The following is a 17,923-nucleotide window of genomic DNA, read 5'->3' on the forward strand; positions in this document are numbered from 1 at the left end:
CGCCCCCGACCACCGGCCCGAGCCGAAACACACCCGAGCAACGGACCCTCGCCGGAGGCGCACCCCGGCAACAACCCGCACACGGAAACCGACCCCAGCCAACGACGAACGCACCCCGCGCAACGACCCGCACCGCACCACCGGCCCCAGCCGAAACGCACCCGAGCAACGACCCCCCGCCGGAGGCGCACCCCGGCCCCAGCCAAAGACGAACGCACCCCGGACCACGTCTGCTCACCGCAGGTGCGACGCTCCGTTGAGGTCCAGGATCGTTCCCGACGACCACTCCGCCCCCGGCGACGCCAGCCACACCACCGCCCCCGCGATCTCCTCCGCCGTGCCCACCCGCCCGAACGGGCTCTGCGCGCGGATCGACTCGCCTTCCGCGCCCGTGAGGCGGGACGCTACGCGTTCCGTGGTGAAGAAGCCCGGGGCCACGGACGCGACGGCGATGCCGTGCGGGGCCAGGGAGACCGCCAGGGACTGGCCCAGGGCGTGGACCGCCGCCTTTGTCGCGCCGTAGGCCGGGTGGTCCGGTTCGCCGCGGTACGCGCCTCGGGAGCCGATGTTGATGATCCGGCCGGGTGTGGAGCGGTCGATCATGGAGCGGGCGGCGCGGTGGCTGAGCAGGGCCGTGCCCAGGAGGTTGACGGAGACGTGGCGCTGCCAGGCCGCCGCCCAGTCGTCGTAGGACGTGGTGGGGAGTGGGTGGGGCTCGTTGACGGCCGCGTTGTTGACGAGGACGTCGATCCCGCCGAGCGCGTCGGCCGCCTCGTCCGCGACCCGCGCCGCGCCCGCCGGGTCGGAGATGTCGCCGCCCACCAGCGCGTGGCCGGTGCCGGCCAGTGATTCCAGGGTGTGGCGGGCGTCGGCGGCGCGGGTTCCGTAGTGGACGGCGACGCGGTCGCCCTGGGCGGCGAAGGCGCGGGAGACGGCTCGGCCGAGGCCGCGGGAGGCGCCGGTGACAAGGACGCGGCGGCCGGTGGACGGCAGATTCATGGGAAAGCGGGCCTCTCGATGTCGGGCGGTGTTCAAGCGCTGTTTATCCGCGGGCGGGAGCGTCGGGAGCGTACCCCCGACACACGTGCCCCTTCAGGAGACCGCGATGCCGCTGACCCGCAGGGAATTCACCGGAAGATCCGCACTGACAGGGGCGGGACTCGTCCTCACCGGCGCCGCCGGAGCGCTCGCCACCGCGCCCGGCGCGCTGGCGGCGGAGGACGCTCCCGAGGTCGCCTCCGGGCCCGTACCCGCGCCGGGCTACGGGCCGCTCGTCCCCGATCCGCGGGCGATGCTCGCGCTGCCGGCCGGGTTCTCGTACCGGGTCATCACGCACAGCGGTGTGACCAAGCTGGAGACCGGCGAGGACACCCCGTCCAACCACGACGGCACGGCCACGTTCGAGGGGCCGCGCGGGGTGACGCTGCTGGTCAACAACCATGAGCTGGACGGTCCCAGGGGCGACTACGAGTTCCCGGTGCCGCTCACCGAGGGGCTGGTCTACGACCCCGCCGCGGCCGGCGGCTGCACGGTCGTCGAGACGCACCGCGACGGCCGTACCGCGGAGTGGGTCGGTATCGCCGGCACCTCCACCAACTGCGCGGGCGGACGCACCCCGTGGGGCACCTGGCTCACCTGCGAGGAGAACTCCGACCGGGCCGGGCAGAACGGGATGACCAAGGACCACGGGTATGTCTTCGAGGTCGACCCGTACGACCGCCGTGCCAACCGGAATCCCCAGCCCATCAAGGCGTTCGGCCGCTATGACCACGAGGCCGTGGTCATCGACCCCCGTACCGGTTACGCCTATCTGACGGAGGACGACTCCGAGCCCAACGGGCTCTTCTACCGCTGGGTCCCGCCGCACGGCTTCAAGCACGGGCGCGGGCAGCTGCGCGGGCTCGCCGATGACGCGGGGGTGCTCCAGGCGCCGCGCTGCTTCGACGCGGGCGGCCGGTTCGTGGACGACCTCTCGCGCGCCACGAAGATCGGCACCGTCTACGGCGTGGACTGGGTGGACGTACCGGACCGGGACGGGAAGACCGTCGCCGTACGGAAGCAGTTCGACGGCGAGGACGTCACGCGCGCCAGGAAGCTGGAGGGCATGTGGTGGGCGGACGGCGGCGCGTACATCGTCTCCTCGTACGCCCGTGACGAGAGCCCCGGCGTGCCGCACGACGGTCAGGTGTGGTTCTACCACCCGCGCCGCCGCACGCTGACGCTCAAGGTGCTGCTGGGCGTCAACGCGGATCCGGACAAGGACGGCGGCTTCGACGGGCCGGACAACATCACCGTCTCGCCGTACGGCGGTCTGGTCATCGCGGAGGACGGCGAGGGCCTTCAGCATCTCTTCGGGGCGACGGAGCGCGGACGTACGTACCCCATCGCGCGCAACGACCTCAATGACAGCGAGTTCACGGGTGTCGTGTTCTCGCCGGACGGCCGCACGCTGTTCGCCAATATCCAGGAGCCGGGCATCATGCTGGCCATCACCGGCCCGTGGCGGCGCTCTCCCCGGGACTGAAAACCTGTGGCAGACGGACCCGTTGCCTCTCTAAAGTCATGCGTGTCCAGGTGCGACAGGCAGGACCTACTTCCACTCATAATGGGGAGGCCGCGGGTTCGAATCCCGCCATCGGTACTCATGCCGGTGTAGCTCAGTGGCAGAGCACCATCTGTTGGTTCCGCCGGCCTTGATCTCTGGACACACCACTTCGCACCTCCCGGTGCGCGGGCAGCGGCTACTTCTTTGGATGAAATCACGCCGCCGCCGATTCTGATCTCGGGAGGCGCGGCGTGCGGAGGCGAGGCCGCCGCTGTTCCGTCGTGCCCTCCCTGGAATCCATTTCTGGAATTCGGGGGAATTCTGATGTCCCGTTTCAATACCCGTGCGGCCAGCACCCGTCCCGCTTCGCCCGTGCGGTCGATCGCCGTCGCCCGTACCCATGAGGGCGGCGTTGGCGTCCTGCGCGAGGCGAAGTCTGAGCTGTTCCTGCTCGCGGTCGCCAACTTCGTTTCCCAGCAGACGACTTATGAGTCCGGCGAGGCGCGCGACGAGCGGTTCCGCGCGCTCGTGCGGCAGCTCGCCGTCACGGAACCGGAGTGGACCGCCGGGCTGCTCGGCTGGCTGCGCGGTGAGGGGCAGCTGCGTACCGCGTCGATCGTGGGCGCCGCCGAATACGTCAAGGCGCGGCTCGACGCGGGCGCCACGGACGGTCCGGCGAACCGGCGGGTGGTCGACTCCGTTCTGCTGCGCGCGGACGAGCCCGGTGAACTGCTCGGTTACTGGATCTCGCGATACGGCCGCAATGTGCCCAAGCCCGTCAAGCGTGGAATCGCTGACGCCGTGCGGCGGCTTTACAACGGAAAGTCGCTGCTGAAGTACGACACCGCCGCGAAGGGTTATCGATTCGGCGACATCCTCAATCTGGTGCATGCCTCGCCCGACCCGGCGAAGGCGTGGCAGGGCGAGCTGTTCCGCTACGCACTCGACCGCAGGCACCACCCGGAGGCGGCTGTTCCGCCGCTGTCGAATCGCACGCTCACCGCCCACCGGGCCCTGATGGAGGTGCCGGTCGAGCGGCGGCGCGCGGTGATCACCGCTCCCGACGGGGCGGCGCGGCTCGCTGAGGCGGGGATGACCTGGGAGGCGCTGGCCGGCTGGCTCCAGGGGCCGATGGACGCGGCTGCCTGGGAGGCAGTCATTCCGTCGATGGGCGCCATGGCCCTGCTGCGCAATCTGCGGAATTTCGATCAGGCGGGTGTCAGCGACGAGGTCGCCGCCCGGGTGGCCGACAGGATCGCGGATCCCGAAGTGGTCGCCAAGGCACGGCAGTTCCCGTTCCGCTATCTCGCCGCGTACCAGCACGCGCCGTCGCTGCGCTGGGCGTATCCGCTGGAGCGGGCGCTCGGCCACTCACTGGCCAACGTGCCCTCGCTGCCCGGCCGGTCGCTGATCCTGGTCGACCGTTCGGGTTCGATGTGGTCCCCGCTCTCCGACCGCTCCGAGCTGAACCGCGCCGACGCCGCGGCGATCTTCGGAACGGCGGTGGCGATGCGGGCGGCGGACGCCGATCTGGTGGAGTTCGGTACGCGCAGCGCTCCGGTGAAGTACCGGCGCGGCGAGTCCGTGCTGAAGGTGCTGGAACGCTTCGGCGACCTCGGCGGTACGAACACGGCCGAGGCGGTCCGTACCCACTACCGGCGCCATGACCGGGTGCTGATCGTCACCGACGAGCAGGCCGCGTACAGCTCCCGGGGCGGCCCGGGGGCGCAGGTCCCGGCCGGTGTCCCGGTCTATACCTGGAACCTCGCGGGGTACCGGACCGGGCACGGCCCGTCCGGCGAGGCAGGCCGGCACACGTTCGGCGGGCTGACCGACGCGGCCTTCAGGATGGTCCCGCTGCTGGAGGCGGGACGGGACGCCCGCTGGCCCTGGAAGGGGTGATCCGGGTGCCCGTCGGTCGTCGGGCATGGCGCGTCGGGGCTCCTTGGGCGCATACTCAAAGTAATGACAAAGTCAGCCGGATCCCGGCGCCACCTGCCGTCCAGTCCCTTCAACCGCCAGGCCCCGGCCTCACCCCCGCCCGAGCAGTTCGATGTGGGAGACCGTGTCTCGCACGATCAGTTCGGGTTGGGAAGAGTCATCGGAGTCGAGGGCGACCATGCCGTGCTCATCGATTTCTCGGGGCGACAGGGGAGGATCCTGAGCCCCTTCGCCAAGCTGACCAAGCTCTGAAGCTCCGAACCGGGAGCTTGGAGGCCGTGCCCCCGGGCCGCCGCGGACCTCAGGACCCGCGACGGCGCGGGGGCATCGTGCCACCCGGCCCAGCGCCCGTCAGAGGATCTTCGCGGCGGGTTTGACCATGCCCCGGACCGTACGGGACTTGACGAACTCGCCCAGACCCGTCATCTCCCACTCGCCGGAGAACTGCCGGATCAGCTTGGCCATCATCACGCCGGTCTGCGGCTCGGCGCTGGTCAGGTCGAAGCGCACCAGCTCCTCGTTCGTGGCCGCGTCGATCAACCGGCAGTACGCCTTGGCGACCTCGGTGAACTTCTGGCCGGTGAAGGAATTGACGGTGAAGACCAGACCGGTCGCCTCGGCGGGGATCCGGCCGAGATCCACGACGATCACCTCGTCGTCGCCCGCGCCCTCGCCCGTGAGGTTGTCGCCGGAGTGCTTGATCGCTCCGTTGAGGATGGAGAGCTTGCCGAAGTAGCAGCTGTCCAGATGGTTGCGGTTGGGGCCATAGGCGATCACGGACGCGTCGAGGTCGATGTCCTTGCCGCGGTACGCGGGCTCCCAGCCGAGGCCCATCTTGACCTGGGTGAGCAGCGGACGGCCGCCCTTGACCAGGGACACCGTCTGGTTCTTCTGGAGGCTGACCTTGCCCTTGTCCAGATTGATCTTGCCGCTGCCGGGCGCGGCGGCGGGGGCCGGGGGAGCGGCCGGCGGCGTGGCGGGGACCGGCGGAGCGGCGATCCGGGGGTCGGCTCCCGCGCGGCTACGGGCGGGAGCCGGGGGCGCGACGGAGGCCGGGGCGGGAGCCGCGGCGGGGACCGCGGCCGGCGCGGGCTCCTCCACGGAGACGCCGAAGTCGGTGGCGATCCCGGCCAGTCCGTTGGCGTACCCCTGACCGACCGCGCGGACCTTCCACGCCCCGTTGCGCAGGTAGATCTCCACGACCACCAGGGCGGTCTCGGCGCCCAGCTGGGGCGGCGTGAACGTCGCGAGCGCGCCGCCGCTGCCCGCGTCGCGGATCGTGGCCGTGGGCTCGATGCCCTGGAAGCTCTGCCCCGCCGCGTCCGGGCTCGCCGTGACGACGATCTTCTCGATGCCGGCGGGCACGGCGCTGGTGTCGACGACGATCGCGTCGGGCGCCGTGCCGCCGCCGGAGCGGTAGGTCACGCCGGGGCCCGTCGGCTGGTTGTAGAAGATGAAGTCGTCGTCTGAGCGCACCTTGCCGTCGGCGGTGAGCAGCAGGCCCGATACGTCGAGCCGCACGGGAGCGGCGACGTCCACCGCCACATGGGCGGTGGGAAGGGGGATGTTCGAGCCGGGGGTCATAGCTGTCATGCCAGACGTAACGAACGACCCCGCTTTGCCGTTCCCTTACCTTCCGCCGATCGGGTCCGGCGCGTCCAGGTCCTCGCGAAGATCGACAGGGCCTAGTAGGGCCATCGCGGCGGGTTGGTGGCGAACGTGCCGCCCAGGAAGGCGTGGTCCCGGTTGTCCGGGTCGAGTTCGCCCTGTTCCGCGACGAGCTTCTCGGCGTACTGCTCCGAGTCGTCCCGCGGCTCGTAGCCGAGCGCCCGCGCGCTCGTGAGGTCCCACCACAGCCGGGTGTTGGCGGAGGAGCCGTAGACGACGCTGTGGCCGACGCCCTCGGCGGTGAGGGCGGCGTGGAAGAGCCGCGCGCAGTCGCCGGGGCTCAGCCAGACGGAGAGCATGCGGACGGTGCTGGGCTCCAGGAAGCAGGAACCGATCCGTACGGAGACGGTCTCCAGGCCGTGCAGGTCCCAGTAGAGCTGCGCCAGGTCCTCGCCGAAGCACTTGGAGAGTCCGTAGAGCGTGTCGGGGCGGCGCGGGGTGTCGACGGGGATCAGCGGGTCGTCCGCCCGCGGGCGCGGCGTGAAGCCGACCGCGTGGTTGCTGGAGGCGAAGACGGTGCGTCCGACGCCCTCGGCGCGGGCCGCCTCGTACAGGTTGTACGTCCCCTCGATGTTCGCGCGCAGGATCTTGTCGAAGGTGGATTCCAGCGAGATGCCCGCGAGATGGATGATCGCGTCGACGCCCCGGACCGCCTCCCGCAGCGCCTCCCTGTCCGCGAGATCGGCGGTGATGGCCTCGGGCTCGCCCTCGATGGGGGTGGCGTCGAAGAGCCGCAGCTCGTAGCCGTACGCGGGCAGCAGGCCCCGCATCAGGGTGCCGAGGCCGCCGGCGGCGCCGGTGAGCAGGACGGTACGGGGTGCGGGCATGGGGGAGATCTCCTCGCGGCTCGGAACCGGGCGCACGGATACAGACTCAGATCCGTAAATAGAATTCACATGCGTGGACAAACTAGGGAGTGGGGCGGAGCACCGTCAAGTCTCGCCCGGAGTGCGGGAATCCGTCTCTGGGTTGCGGTTTTCCGTCTTGACCCGTGGCGCGCGACTGCCCTAGCGTGGCGTCGTTCAGGGATATGGACATCGATCATAATTGTGCACGAGCGGTCGCCGCTCGACGCATGGCCCAGGGAGCGCCCGTGACCTCAGCCCCGCTCGCCGCCCGCCTGACTCAAGTGGCCGGGCCGCTGTTCTTCCCCGTCACCGCGTACGGGCCCGACGGCGCGCTCGACCTCGACGCGTACCGCGCGCATGTCGGCGAAGGCGTCGCCGCGGGAGCCGCCGCCGTCTTCGCCTGCTGCGGCACCGGCGAGTTCCACGCCCTCACCCCGGAGGAGTTCCGCGCCTGCGTGGCCGCGGCCGTCGAGGAGACCGCGGGGCGCGTCCCGGTCGTGGCCGGCGCCGGATACGGCACGGCGCTCGCCGTCCAGTACGCGCGGCTCGCCGAGGAGGCCGGCGCGGACGGACTGCTCGCGATGCCGCCCTATCTGGTCGTCGCCGACCAGGAGGGCCTGCTGCGCCACTACACCGCGCTGGCGGGCGCCACCTCGCTGGAGACGATCGTCTACCAGCGCGACAACGCCGTCTTCACCCCCGAGACCGTCGTGGAACTCGCCCGCGTGGACGGCATCGCCGGCCTCAAGGACGGCTACGGCGACCTCGAACTGATGCAGCGCATCCTCAGCGCCGTACGCACCGAGGAGCCGGACCGCGACTTCCTCTACTTCAACGGCCTGCCCACCGCCGAACTCACCGGTCTCGCCTACCGGGGCATCGGCGTCACCCTCTACTCCTCCGCCGTCTTCTGCTTCGTCCCCGAGATCGCGCTCGCCTTCCACCGGGCCCTGACCACCGGCGACGACACGACCGTGAACCGGCTGCTGGACAGCTTCTACCGCCCCCTGGTCGAACTGCGCGGCAAAGGACGCGGATACGCCGTCTCGCTCGTCAAGGCGGGCGTCCGGCTGGGCGGACTGGACGTCGGGGAGGTACGGCCGCCACTGAGCGAGCCACAGCCCGCGCACATCAAGGAACTGGCCGAGATCATCGAGCGGGGCCGGGCCGTGCTGCGCGGCGACGACGGCGACGAGGACCAGGACGGCGCGGGCACCCGGACCGGTACGGAAGGCGGCGCCGCGTGAAGACCTCGGCCTTCCTCTACCCCTGGGACGTGGTGGGCGACCCGGACGCCCCCGCCAGGATCGCGGACCTCGGCGTCCGGCAGGTCACCCTCGCCTCCGCCTACCACTCCACCCGCGCGCTGACCCCGCGCCACCCGCGCCACCGCGTGGTCACCGCCGAACACGCCGCGGTCCTCTACCCGGTGGACGACGCGCGCTGGGCGCGCCATGAGCCGCGTCCGTACCCCGCCGGGTCCTGGGCCCCCGGCGACGCGTACGGCGAGGCCGCGGCGGCCCTCGCCGACGCGGGTCTCGATGTGCACAGCTGGGTGGTCCTCGCCCACAACTCCCGCCTCGGCGCCGAGCGTCCCGAGACCTCCGTGGTGAACGCCTACGGCGACCGCTACCCCTGGGCGCCCTGTATCGCCCGGCCGGCGGTCGGCGCGTATCTGGTGGAGCTGGCGGCCGAGGCCGCCGTACGGCCCGGGGCGCACGGCACCGAGCTGGAGTCCTGCGGCTGGTACGGGCTCGCGCATCTGCACGCCCACGACAAGATCGCGGGCGTCGGCCTCGGCGACGCGGCGCGGTATCTGATGTCGCTCTGCTTCTGCGCCGTCTGCCGGGAGGGGTACGCCGGCCTCGGGGCCCCGCCGGACGAACTGGCCGCCGCCGTGCGGCGCGCGCTGGGGCCTGCCTGGGCCAGCGGCTCCGACGAGGCGGGCTGGTCCTCGGTCGAGAAGCTTCTCGGTGCGGATCTCGCCGCCGTCACCGCCGAGTGGCGCGGCTCGGTCGCCCGTACGCTCCAGGAGCGGGCGGTCGCGGCCGTACGGGCGGCGGCCGGGCCCGGCTTCCAGGTGCTGCTGCACGCCGACCCGGAGTCGTATCACGTCGGCGCCAACGCCGGGGTGGACCCGGCGCACATCCTCGGGGTCGCGGACGGGGTCGTCCTGCCCTGCACCGGGGGCGCGGCGGAGACGATGCTGAGCCCGTTCGCGGGCCACGGCACCGAAGCGTCCGTCCTGGCCGCGAACTTCACGGTTGTCACCGGCATGGGCGGAGCCCCGGCCGCTCTCGCCGACGACGCGGCGCGGGCGAAGGCGCTCGGAGCGACCGAACTGCGGCTGTATCACGCGGGACTGGCCTCGGACGCGGATCTGAAGGCCGTCCGGGAGGCGCTGTCGGATCTCGGTGGTTGAGCGGGGCGGACGCGGCCGGGGGGTCTTCTTCCGCGCGTGACCAGGGGCGGCCGGCGCCAGTGCGGTGAGCAGCCCGGCCGCCCCGGTCACCGGCAGCAGTACGGCCGGGCCGGCCAGCGCGATCAGACCCGCGCCGAGCGCCGGCGCCGGCGCGTTGGGAACATTCAGTGGCTCCGGCCCGGCGGGGACTGAGCGTTCTCTGTAACTCCCGTGAAGCATGTGCTCAATGGGGCGGATATCGACGGCTGATGAAGTCCAGGCTGCACCCCCCCCGCACGGCATGCGCATCCCGGAGGTTCTGTTGAGCCAGCCTCAGCCACCCACACAGGAGCAGTTGGACGCCTACATACGGACCAGACTGGCGCTGGCCGGCGTCGATCTCGATCTGCTGCCCACGCAGCCGGACCCCGCGACCGGCGTGCCCACCCGCGACCAGGCGCTGCGTTCGCTGCGGTCCTTCGTCGCCACGGTCCCCGGGGCCATAGCGGGCTGGGCGCCGCCGGTGAGCGGGGCGCCGACCGCCGCGTACGCGCAGCAGGCCGCGCCGCCACTGCTCTATCCGTCGATCACCGAGGCATGGACCGGAAAGGCGGACGCACGATGAGCCGCGCCGTCAACCGCCGGATCTTCCTGGCCGGTTCGGCGGCCGTGACGGGCGCTGTCGTGAGCGGCACCGCCCTCGCACCGCCCGCCGCCGCCGTCTCCCAGGCGAGTACGGGGAATTCCCGGCCGTACGTCCCCGACCTCGACGGGGCCGGCATCGACGTGCGTGACGCGGCGCGCCGCGACCCCACGGAGGCGACCCTCGCCGAAGCCGCGGTCCTGATGAGTCGCCGCAAGCTGACGTCCACCGCCCTCGTCGAGGCGTATCTCGACCGTATCGGGACCTACGACTCCACCTATCAGGCGTACGCCGAGGTGACCGGCGAGACCGCGCTCGCCGCGGCGCGCAAGGCCGACCGGAGCGGCGGGCGGCGCGGGGTGCTGAGCGGCATCCCGCTCTGCGTCAAGGACAACTACTTCACGCGCGGTGTGCCGACGCGCTGCAACTCCCTTATCTTCGCGGACTTCGTCCCCAACCACGACGCCACCGCGGTCGCCCGGCTCACCGCCGCGGGCGGCATCGTGCTGGGCAAGGGCCAGATGGGCCCGCTCGCCACCACGCGCGCGACCACCCCGAACGGGACGGTCACCACCGTCAACGCGTGGACGCCGGACAACCCGGCCACCGATCCGGGCGGTTCTTCCACCGGCCCCGCCTGCGCCGTCGCCGGCCGGATGGCCTCGTCCTCCATCGGCACGCAGACGGGCGGATCCATCGTCCTGCCCTCCAACCGGCAGAACCTCACCGGGCTGAAGCCCACCATGGGCCGGGTCTCCGCGTACGGCGTGATCCCCCTGTCGTACACCCGGGACCATCCGGGACCGCTGGCGCGCGACGCGATGGACGCGGCGCTGATGCTCGCCGTGATGGCGGGGCCCGACGCGCACGATCCGCGCACGCTCGGGCTGCCCGGCCTCCCCGATCTCGTACGGGCCGCGACCCCCGTGGCCGGGCGGGGCGGCGCCGTACGGATGCGCAGGGCCACCCGGATCGGGGTGCCCGCGGACTTCCTCAACTCCGCGACGGAGGTGCGCAAGGCGTTCCTCGACCGCATCGACGCCATCTCAGGCGTGACGCTGGTCGACATCACCTATCCGGCTGACTGGCCGCTGCTGACCGGCATGTTCAACGACGCGCGGCTGTCCGAGCGGACGGAACCGTTCCGGCACTGGCTGCGCGAGGACCCGGCCCTGTTCGGTGTCTCGCTGCTCAGCTGGCTCCAGGGGCTGATGCTCTCCGGCGACGAGTGGATCACGGCGCAGCGGGCCAAGAACCATCTGCTCCGCGAGGTCCTCGACGGCGTCCTGTCCCGCTGCGACGTGCTGCTCCAGACGGGACCCGTGCCGTTCGACATCCTCGGACTGCCGGAGATCGCCTTCCCCATCGGGTTCACGGCGGGGCTTCCCTCCGGGGTCATCCTCGGCGGTGCGCCGTACGAGGAGGACCGGCTGCTGGAGGTCGCGGCCGCCTACCAGGCGGTGACCGACTGGCACACCCGCCGTCCCGCCGATCCCGCGGCCCCGGCGGCCTCCGGGCCGGGCACCAAGCGCGCGGCGGGCGCGGGCCGGCCGCGGCTCACGGCGGAGGAGGCGGCCGCCCAGAGCGCGTAACGGCCCCCGCTCCCCCGGCCGTGCGTCATGCCCCGCGCGGCCGGGGGCGCCCGGTCAGTTCAGCGCCGCCGCCATCATCTTCTGCGCGATCGGCGCGGCCAGACCGTTCCCGCTGACCTCCGAACGCGCCGCGCCCGAGTCCTCCACGACAACCGCCACCGCCACCTGCTTGCCGGTGGACGAGTCCTTCGCGTACGAGGTGAACCAGGCGTACGGCGTGTTGACGTTGTCCACGCCGTGCTGCGCGGTGCCCGTCTTGCCGCCCACCTCGGCGCCGTCGATCCGCGCGTTCGTCCCCGTACCGTCCTGGACGACCGCCACCATCGCGCTGCGCAGCTGCTCGGCCGTCGACGAGGAGACGATCCGCCGCGTATCGCCGTCCTGGTACGACTGGAGGGTGTCGCCGCTCGCGTCCACCACCTTCGACACCATGTGCGGCGCCGCGAGCAGTCCGTCGTTGGCCAGAGCCGCCGAGACCATGGCCATCTGGAGCGGGGTCGCGGTCACATCGAACTGGCCGATCCCCGTCAGCGCCGTCTGCGCCCGGTCCATGCCGGACGGATACACGCTCTGTGAGGCGCGTACCGGCATTTCCTGCGTGGCGTCGTTGAACCCGAACTTCTCCGCCATCGCGCGGACCTTGTCCTGGCCGAGTTCGTCGGCCATCTTCGCGAAGACGGTGTTGCAGGAGTATTCGAGCGCGGTGCGGATGGTGGCGTTCTCGCACGGCGCGGAGCTGTTCTCGTTGCGCAGAACGGTGGTCGTGGTGGGCAGGGTGTACGGATCGGGGCTGTCGGTCCGTTCGTCGACCGAGCCGTACAGACCGTCCTCCAGCGCCGCCGCCGCGACCACCAGCTTGAACGTCGAGCCCGGCGGCAGCGGCTGCCGCAGCGCGCGGTTGACCATCGGCTTCTCCGCGTCCCCGGTCAGCTGCTGCCAGGCGTCGCCGTCCGTGGTACCGCTGATCTTCGTGGGGTCGTACGAGGGCGTGCTGACCACCCCGAGCACCCGTCCGGTCACCGGGTCGATCGCCACGGCGGCGCCCTTCTTGCCGCCCAGCGCGCGGTATCCGGCCTCCTGCACGGCGGGGTCGATCGTGGTCAGTACGTCGCCCGGCGCGGTCTGCTTGCCCATGATCGCGTCCAGCGGGTTCTTCAGCCGGCTGTCCGTCCCGTCCAGGACACCGGAGTAGATGCCCTCCAGCTGGGTCGAGCCGTACGCCTGTGAGCTGTAGCCGGTGACGGGTGCGTAGAGCGCGCCGTCCGTGTACGTGCGCTCGTACGCCAGATCGCCGCTCGCCGTCTTTCTGGAGCCCGTGACCGGCGAGCCGGCCACGATGATGTCACCGAGCGGCTGCGCGTACTGCGCCATGATGTTCCGCCGGTTGTGCTTGTCGTCCGCGAGGGCCCTGGCCTCGTACGCCTGCACCCAGGTGGCCCGCACCAGCAGGGCGAGCACCAGCAGCAGACAGATGACCGCTGTGTGTCTGATCGTCTTGTTCATCCCGTATGAGGGACGAGCGGCGGCGGGGACGGCGTTCCCGCCCCGCTCGCTTCTCAGGAATTCCTCATCCTCGGCATGACCGAATCCACCGGCCGGTCAGAGCCGCCGGTCAGGGGCGCCGGTCAGAGCCGCCGGGTGGCGAGCGTGAGCCGGTCGCGCGCGTCGAACAGGGTGTCCTTGATCATCTGCTCGTGCCCGGGGGTGAGCCGGGCCACCGGCACCGAGCAGCTGATCGCGTCACGCGCCGGTGTCCGGTAGGGGATCGCGATACCGAAGCAGCGCAGCCCGAGCGTGTTCTCCTCGCGGTCCACCGCGTAGCCCTGCTCCCGTACGGTGTGCAGCTCCTCGATGAGTTTCTCGCGGTCGGTGATGGTGTGCTCGGTCAGGGCGGGCAGGGTCTCCGGCAGCAGCTTGCGCACCTGCTCGTCGCTGTGGGTCGCCAGCAGCGCCTTGCCGAGCGAGGTGGAGTGGGCGGGCAGCCGGCGGCCGACCCGGGTGAAGGGCCGCAGATAGTGCTGGGACTGCCGGGTGGCGAGATAGACGACATTCGTGCCGTCGAGCCGCGCGAGGTGGATGGTCTCGCTGGTGTCGTCGGAGAGCCGGTCCAGCGTGGGGCGTGCGGCGGCGACGACCTCGTCACCGTCGATGTACGAGGTGCCGACCAGCAGGGCCCGTACGCCGATGCCGTACCGCGTGCCCGTCGCGTCCGTCTCCACCCAGCCCAGTTCCACCAGCGTGCGCAGCAGCATGTAGAGGCTGGACTTGGGGTATCCGACCGCTTCCTGGACGGCGGCGAGCGAGTGCATGCCGGGGCGTCCCGCGAAGTACTCCAGCAGTTCCACCGTCCGCACCGCGGACTTCACTTGTGCGCCACCGGTCTCCGCGGTCGACATCGTCCCTCGCCCCTTCTCGCCCACTTGGCTTGTTCTCCTGACCACTCTTGACCACACGGAACGCGCGGAAATAGAGTCCTAGCGATTCACCATCAGGAACTCTGTTCAGAATACCGAACAAGTCCTGAGGGGTGTCAGCGGTCCGTAAGTCGCTCGCACGGTACGTCGCTCGCACGGTCAGTCGCTCGTACGGTACGTCGCTCAATCGGTACGTCGGGAAGGGAAGTCGCGGTGGCAGCAGCACCAGTCTGGAGTGTCGACCCCCGAACAGGGAAGCAGCGCGAGCAGGTCGCGCACGAGGCGACGGCGGAGGAGGTCGACCGCGCGGTACGCGGCGCGCACGCCGCGCGGGCCGCGCTCGCCGACCGTACCGCGCGCGCCGCCCTGCTCCGTACGGCGGCCGATCTGCTCGACGAGGCCGGAGAGCATGTCATCGAGGCCGCGGACGCGGAGACCGCGCTCGGCCCCGTCCGGCTCACGGGCGAACTGGCCCGTACCACCGCCCAGCTGCGGGCCTTCGCCGAGGTGGTCGAGGAGGGAGCCTTCCTCGACGTACGGATCGACCACGCCGACGCCGACCGCACCCCGCCCTGGCCCGATCTGCGCCGCTGGAAGGTGCCGCTCGGTGTCGTCGCCGTCTACTCCGCGAGCAACTTCCCACTCGCCTTCTCCGTGCCCGGTGGCGACACCGCGAGCGCGCTCGCGGCCGGCTGTCCCGTCGTCGTCAAGGCGCATCCGGACCACCCCGCCACCTCCGAACTGTGCGCCTCCGTGCTGCGCAGGGCCGCCGCGGAAGTGGGGCTGCCGGAGGACGTGGTGAATCTCGTGCACGGCTTCGAGGCGGGCGTCGAGCTGGTACGGCACCCGCTGGTGTCGGCGGCCGGTTTCACCGGTTCCGTACGGGGCGGACGCGCGCTCTTCGACGCCGCCGCCGCCCGGCCCACGCCCATCCCCTTCCACGGCGAGCTGGGCTCGCTCAACCCCGTCGTGATCACCGAGGCCGCCGCGGCCGAGCGCGCCGAGCAGATCGGTGCGGGGCTGGCCGGCTCGATGACGCTGGGGGAGGGGCAGTTCTGCACCAAGCCCGGTTTCGTACTGGCTCCGGCCGGTGAGCCGGGCGACCGGCTGGTGAAGTCCCTGACGGCGGCCGTCAGCGAGACCGAGCCCGGGGTGATGCTGGACCACCGGATGCGGGACGCCTTCGTCGCGGGCGTACGCGAACGGGCCGCGCTGCCCGGCGTGGACGCCCCGATCACCCCCGGCGCCGGCGGTGAACACACCGTCAGCGCGGGCTTCCTGACGGTGGACGCGCAGCTGCTGACCGCCGACGGCGCACACGATCTGCTGCTGGAGGAGTGCTTCGGCCCGGTGACCGTCGTCGCGCGGTACAGCTCCCCGGCCGAGATCACGTCCGTACTCTCCCGGCTCCCCGGCAATCTCACCGCCACCCTCCAGCTCGCCGAGGAGGAGGCCGACGGGACCGCGCCGGGCGCCGCCGGGCTGCTCGCGGAACTGACCCCGCTGGCCGGACGCGTCCTGGTCAACGGCTGGCCGACCGGTGTCGCCGTCGCCCCCGCACAGCACCACGGCGGCCCCTACCCGGCGACCACCTCCACCTCGACCTCGGTCGGCGCCACGGCGATCGAGCGCTGGCTGCGCCCGGTCTCGTACCAGTCGACCCCGGCCGCGCTGCTCCCTGCGGAGCTGCGTGACGACAACCCCCTGGATCTGCCGCGCCGGGTGGACGGCCGTCCGGAGAACTGAGCTCCGAGATCGGAGCTCCGAGAACTGAGATCGGAGCTTCGTGAATACGAGATCCGCGATACGAGAACGGTGAGCCGAGCGCATGAGCGACCGGATCGACCTCCCCGAACTGCCGTTCCCGCTGCGGCCGTACGGCCCCGAGGGCGCGTGGCGCTACGCGGACGGAGCGCTCACCGGCCGGGCGGGCGCCCGGCAGGACCGCTTCGTACCACCGGCGGGCGTGTCCCTGGAGCCGGCCTCCGACGCGCCGCGCCTGCTCGGCATCCCGGACGGCGACTTCCAGCTGATCGCCCGCGTCACGGTCGGCTTCGCCGCCGCCTTCGACGCGGGAGTGCTCACGCTGGAGGCCGACGCACAGCACTGGGCCAAGCTCTGCCTGGAGCTGTCGCCGGAGCGCCCGACGATCTGTACGGTCGTCACCCGCGGCCACTCCGACGACGCCAACTCCTTTGTGGTGGACGGCGACAGCTACTGGCTGCGGATCAGCCGCACCGGCCGGGCGTTCGCCTTCCACGCCTCCCCGGACGGCGAGCGGTGGACCTTCGTCCGCGTCTTCACGCTGGGCACGCCCGCGGGCGCCGCGTCCGCGCGCGTCGGCTTTCTGGCGCAGTCGCCCACGGGCGAGGGGTGCGCGGTGACATACGACAGGATCGTCTTCCGGCCGAAGGGACTGACGGACGCGCGGGACGGTAGCTGAGATTCCGCCGCCCGGGGCGGGCACGGCACCGCCGGCCCCGGGCGATCCGGCCGGGTGTGTCCCCGTCCTGAAAGGCACACCGGTCACCGCGACACGGCCTAAGGTCACCGGCCATGACAGCAGCTCCGGCGGCGCCGCCGCTCCTGCGCGACCGGCGATTTCTGCTGCTCGCCGCCGCACGCACCATCTCGGTTCTGGGCAACGCGTTCGCCCGGGTCGCCCTGGCCTTCGCCGTCCTCGCCCTGCCCGGGGCCGGGCCGGGGCAGTTGTCGCTGGTGCTGGCCTGCCAGGCGCTGCCGATGCTGCTGTTCATCCTCGTCGGCGGGGTGATCGCCGACCGGATGTCGCGATCGCGGCTGATGGTGCTCGCCGATGTCGTCGGCGCCGCCGCCTACGCGGGACTGGCCACGATGATCCTCACGGGGAACGCGCCGCTGTGGGCCCTGTGCGCGCTGGCGGTTCTGGCGGGGACGGCCACCGCGCTGTTCATGCCGGCCTTGGAAGGGGTCGTACCGCTCATCGTTCCCGAGAGCGCGTTGCAGCGCGCCAACGGGCTGCTGCGGATGGGCACGAACAGCGCGACGCTGCTCGGTCTGGCGCTGTCGGGGGTGACCGTCGCCTTCGTCGGGGCGGGCTGGGCCCTGGCGCTGAACGCCGTCTCCTTCGTGCTCAGCGCGGTGCTCGTGAACGGTCTGCGGCTCACCAGGCGGCCCCGTGCCGCGTCCTCCGGCTGGGCCGATCTGCGGGACGGCTGGTACGAGTTCTTCTCACGGCAGTGGCTGTGGGTCGTCGTGGCGCAGTACACGCTCGTCGTCGCCGCCGTCAACGCCACCGTCGGGGTCCTCGGCCCACTGGCGGCCAACGACCATCTGGGCGGCGCGCGGGCCTGGTCGCTGATCATCGCCGCGCAGGCGCTGGGGATGCTCGCCGGCGCGGGCATCGCCGCCCGTATCCGGGTGCGCAGGCCGATGCTGGTCGCGGTGCTGGCCACCTTCCCGTTCGCCGCGCCCATGATCCTGCTCGGCGTGGACGCGCCGATCTGGTCGATCGCCGTCGCCATGTTCTGCTCGGGCATCGCCAACGACATCTTCGGGGTGCTGTGGGTCACCACCATCCAGCGCGAGGTCCCCGAAGAGGCGCTGTCCCGCGTCAGCGCGTACGACCTGTTCGGATCCGTGGCCCTCGCACCGCTCGGTCTGCTGGTCGCCGGCCCCGTCGCCGAGCGCGTCGGCACCGGTCCCGCGCTGGTCGGCTGCGCGGCCCTCGTCATCCTCGCCACGGGCGCGGCGCTGCTCTCGCCCCAGGTCCGCTCCCTCCGGGCGCCGCGCCCCGTGAACACGGTGGACGCCGCACCGGGTTACGCCGAGAAGGAAGACGCGATGCCCGCGCCATGACACCCGCCCCGTGCCGTGGTTCGAGGCCGGACTT

Annotated in this window: 15 protein-coding genes; 10 read left to right on the forward strand and 5 right to left on the reverse strand. The window is 71.9% G+C overall.

Going from position 1 to position 17,923, the window contains the following annotated elements; genetic code table 11:
* Positions 1 to 234 precede the first annotated feature (234 nt).
* On the reverse strand, positions 235 to 999 hold the full coding sequence (locus ACFRMN_RS28445; RefSeq protein WP_383024450.1) for an SDR family NAD(P)-dependent oxidoreductase: 765 nt from the start codon (positions 997 to 999) through the stop codon (positions 235 to 237).
* 106 nt (positions 1,000 to 1,105) lie between these two features.
* Between ACFRMN_RS28445 and ACFRMN_RS28450 the strand changes: the two genes are divergently transcribed.
* The 3 genes from ACFRMN_RS28450 to ACFRMN_RS28460 all read left to right on the forward strand — a co-directional run bounded on the left by ACFRMN_RS28450 (position 1,106) and on the right by ACFRMN_RS28460 (position 4,738).
* Positions 1,106 to 2,524 carry an alkaline phosphatase PhoX gene (locus ACFRMN_RS28450; protein ID WP_383024454.1) on the forward strand — a complete coding sequence of 473 codons (1,419 nt, stop codon included), beginning with the start codon at positions 1,106 to 1,108 and terminating at the stop codon, positions 2,522 to 2,524.
* 345 nt (positions 2,525 to 2,869) lie between these two features.
* Positions 2,870 to 4,447 carry a TROVE domain-containing protein gene (locus ACFRMN_RS28455; RefSeq protein ID WP_383024457.1) on the forward strand — a complete coding sequence of 526 codons (1,578 nt, stop codon included), beginning with the start codon at positions 2,870 to 2,872 and terminating at the stop codon, positions 4,445 to 4,447.
* Between the two features lie 63 nt (positions 4,448 to 4,510).
* Complete coding sequence (locus tag ACFRMN_RS28460) at positions 4,511 to 4,738, forward strand: hypothetical protein (protein ID WP_046495701.1); 228 nt, start codon at positions 4,511 to 4,513, stop codon at positions 4,736 to 4,738.
* 99 nt (positions 4,739 to 4,837) lie between these two features.
* Here ACFRMN_RS28460 and ACFRMN_RS28465 read toward each other — a convergent pair whose 3' ends face one another.
* Together ACFRMN_RS28465 and ACFRMN_RS28470 are read right to left on the reverse strand one after the other, a co-directional pair.
* Positions 4,838 to 6,070, reverse strand: coding sequence for a TerD family protein (locus ACFRMN_RS28465; RefSeq protein WP_383024707.1), 1,233 nt, complete (start codon positions 6,068 to 6,070; stop codon positions 4,838 to 4,840).
* 101 nt (positions 6,071 to 6,171) lie between these two features.
* On the reverse strand, positions 6,172 to 6,981 hold the full coding sequence (locus ACFRMN_RS28470; RefSeq protein WP_383024460.1) for an NAD-dependent epimerase/dehydratase family protein: 810 nt from the start codon (positions 6,979 to 6,981) through the stop codon (positions 6,172 to 6,174).
* 266 nt (positions 6,982 to 7,247) lie between these two features.
* On the opposite strand from ACFRMN_RS28470, the gene ACFRMN_RS28475 reads away from it, so the two are divergent.
* The 4 genes from ACFRMN_RS28475 (at position 7,248) to ACFRMN_RS28490 (ending at position 11,638) form a co-directional block, all read left to right on the forward strand.
* Positions 7,248 to 8,249 (forward strand): 5-dehydro-4-deoxyglucarate dehydratase, encoded by a 1,002-nt coding sequence (locus ACFRMN_RS28475; protein WP_383024463.1) that lies wholly within the window; start codon positions 7,248 to 7,250, stop codon positions 8,247 to 8,249.
* Positions 8,246 to 9,424, forward strand: coding sequence for a hypothetical protein (locus ACFRMN_RS28480; RefSeq protein WP_383024465.1), 1,179 nt, complete (start codon positions 8,246 to 8,248; stop codon positions 9,422 to 9,424). The genes ACFRMN_RS28475 and ACFRMN_RS28480 overlap by 4 nt, the downstream gene beginning before the upstream one ends.
* Before the next feature lie 301 nt (positions 9,425 to 9,725).
* Complete coding sequence (locus tag ACFRMN_RS28485) at positions 9,726 to 10,028, forward strand: hypothetical protein (protein WP_383024468.1); 303 nt, start codon at positions 9,726 to 9,728, stop codon at positions 10,026 to 10,028.
* Positions 10,025 to 11,638, forward strand: coding sequence for an amidase (locus ACFRMN_RS28490; RefSeq protein ID WP_383024470.1), 1,614 nt, complete (start codon positions 10,025 to 10,027; stop codon positions 11,636 to 11,638). The genes ACFRMN_RS28485 and ACFRMN_RS28490 overlap by 4 nt, the downstream gene beginning before the upstream one ends.
* A 54-nt stretch (positions 11,639 to 11,692) precedes the next feature.
* Here the strand turns inward: ACFRMN_RS28490 and ACFRMN_RS28495 are convergent, their stop codons facing one another.
* Together ACFRMN_RS28495 and ACFRMN_RS28500 are read right to left on the reverse strand one after the other, a co-directional pair.
* Complete coding sequence (locus ACFRMN_RS28495; protein WP_383024472.1) at positions 11,693 to 13,141, reverse strand: peptidoglycan D,D-transpeptidase FtsI family protein; 1,449 nt, start codon at positions 13,139 to 13,141, stop codon at positions 11,693 to 11,695.
* A 122-nt stretch (positions 13,142 to 13,263) separates the two neighbouring features.
* Positions 13,264 to 14,034 (reverse strand): IclR family transcriptional regulator, encoded by a 771-nt coding sequence (locus ACFRMN_RS28500; protein ID WP_030353710.1) that lies wholly within the window; start codon positions 14,032 to 14,034, stop codon positions 13,264 to 13,266.
* Between the two features lie 231 nt (positions 14,035 to 14,265).
* Here ACFRMN_RS28500 and ACFRMN_RS28505 point away from each other — a divergent pair, with 231 nt between their 5' ends.
* From ACFRMN_RS28505 to ACFRMN_RS28515, 3 genes are all read left to right on the forward strand, one after another.
* Positions 14,266 to 15,798 (forward strand): aldehyde dehydrogenase (NADP(+)), encoded by a 1,533-nt coding sequence (locus ACFRMN_RS28505; RefSeq protein ID WP_383024475.1) that lies wholly within the window; start codon positions 14,266 to 14,268, stop codon positions 15,796 to 15,798.
* Between the two features lie 82 nt (positions 15,799 to 15,880).
* Complete coding sequence (locus ACFRMN_RS28510; RefSeq protein WP_383024477.1) at positions 15,881 to 16,495, forward strand: DUF1349 domain-containing protein; 615 nt, start codon at positions 15,881 to 15,883, stop codon at positions 16,493 to 16,495.
* A gap of 113 nt (positions 16,496 to 16,608) precedes the next feature.
* Complete coding sequence (locus ACFRMN_RS28515) at positions 16,609 to 17,889, forward strand: MFS transporter (RefSeq protein WP_383024479.1); 1,281 nt, start codon at positions 16,609 to 16,611, stop codon at positions 17,887 to 17,889.
* The last annotated feature ends 34 nt before the right edge of the window (positions 17,890 to 17,923 follow it).

This window comes from Streptomyces sp. NPDC056835 (assembly GCF_042789485.1).
Classification (GTDB): Bacteria; Actinomycetota; Actinomycetes; order Streptomycetales; family Streptomycetaceae; genus Streptomyces.

What these genes read in the sequence shown, in the direction of transcription:
- ACFRMN_RS28445 (WP_383024450.1), bottom strand. Translation starts at nt 999, where the DNA reads ATGAATCTGCCGTCCACCGGCCGCCGCGTCCTTGTCACCGGCGCCTCC.
- ACFRMN_RS28450 (WP_383024454.1), top strand. Translation starts at nt 1,106, where the DNA reads ATGCCGCTGACCCGCAGGGAATTCACCGGAAGATCCGCACTGACAGGG.
- ACFRMN_RS28455 (WP_383024457.1), top strand. Translation starts at nt 2,870, where the DNA reads ATGTCCCGTTTCAATACCCGTGCGGCCAGCACCCGTCCCGCTTCGCCC.
- ACFRMN_RS28460 (WP_046495701.1), top strand. Translation starts at nt 4,511, where the DNA reads ATGACAAAGTCAGCCGGATCCCGGCGCCACCTGCCGTCCAGTCCCTTC.
- ACFRMN_RS28465 (WP_383024707.1), bottom strand. Translation starts at nt 6,070, where the DNA reads ATGACCCCCGGCTCGAACATCCCCCTTCCCACCGCCCATGTGGCGGTG.
- ACFRMN_RS28470 (WP_383024460.1), bottom strand. Translation starts at nt 6,981, where the DNA reads ATGCCCGCACCCCGTACCGTCCTGCTCACCGGCGCCGCCGGCGGCCTC.
- ACFRMN_RS28490 (WP_383024470.1), top strand. Translation starts at nt 10,025, where the DNA reads ATGAGCCGCGCCGTCAACCGCCGGATCTTCCTGGCCGGTTCGGCGGCC.
- ACFRMN_RS28495 (WP_383024472.1), bottom strand. Translation starts at nt 13,141, where the DNA reads ATGAACAAGACGATCAGACACACAGCGGTCATCTGTCTGCTGCTGGTG.
- ACFRMN_RS28500 (WP_030353710.1), bottom strand. Translation starts at nt 14,034, where the DNA reads ATGTCGACCGCGGAGACCGGTGGCGCACAAGTGAAGTCCGCGGTGCGG.
- ACFRMN_RS28510 (WP_383024477.1), top strand. Translation starts at nt 15,881, where the DNA reads ATGAGCGACCGGATCGACCTCCCCGAACTGCCGTTCCCGCTGCGGCCG.
- ACFRMN_RS28515 (WP_383024479.1), top strand. Translation starts at nt 16,609, where the DNA reads ATGACAGCAGCTCCGGCGGCGCCGCCGCTCCTGCGCGACCGGCGATTT.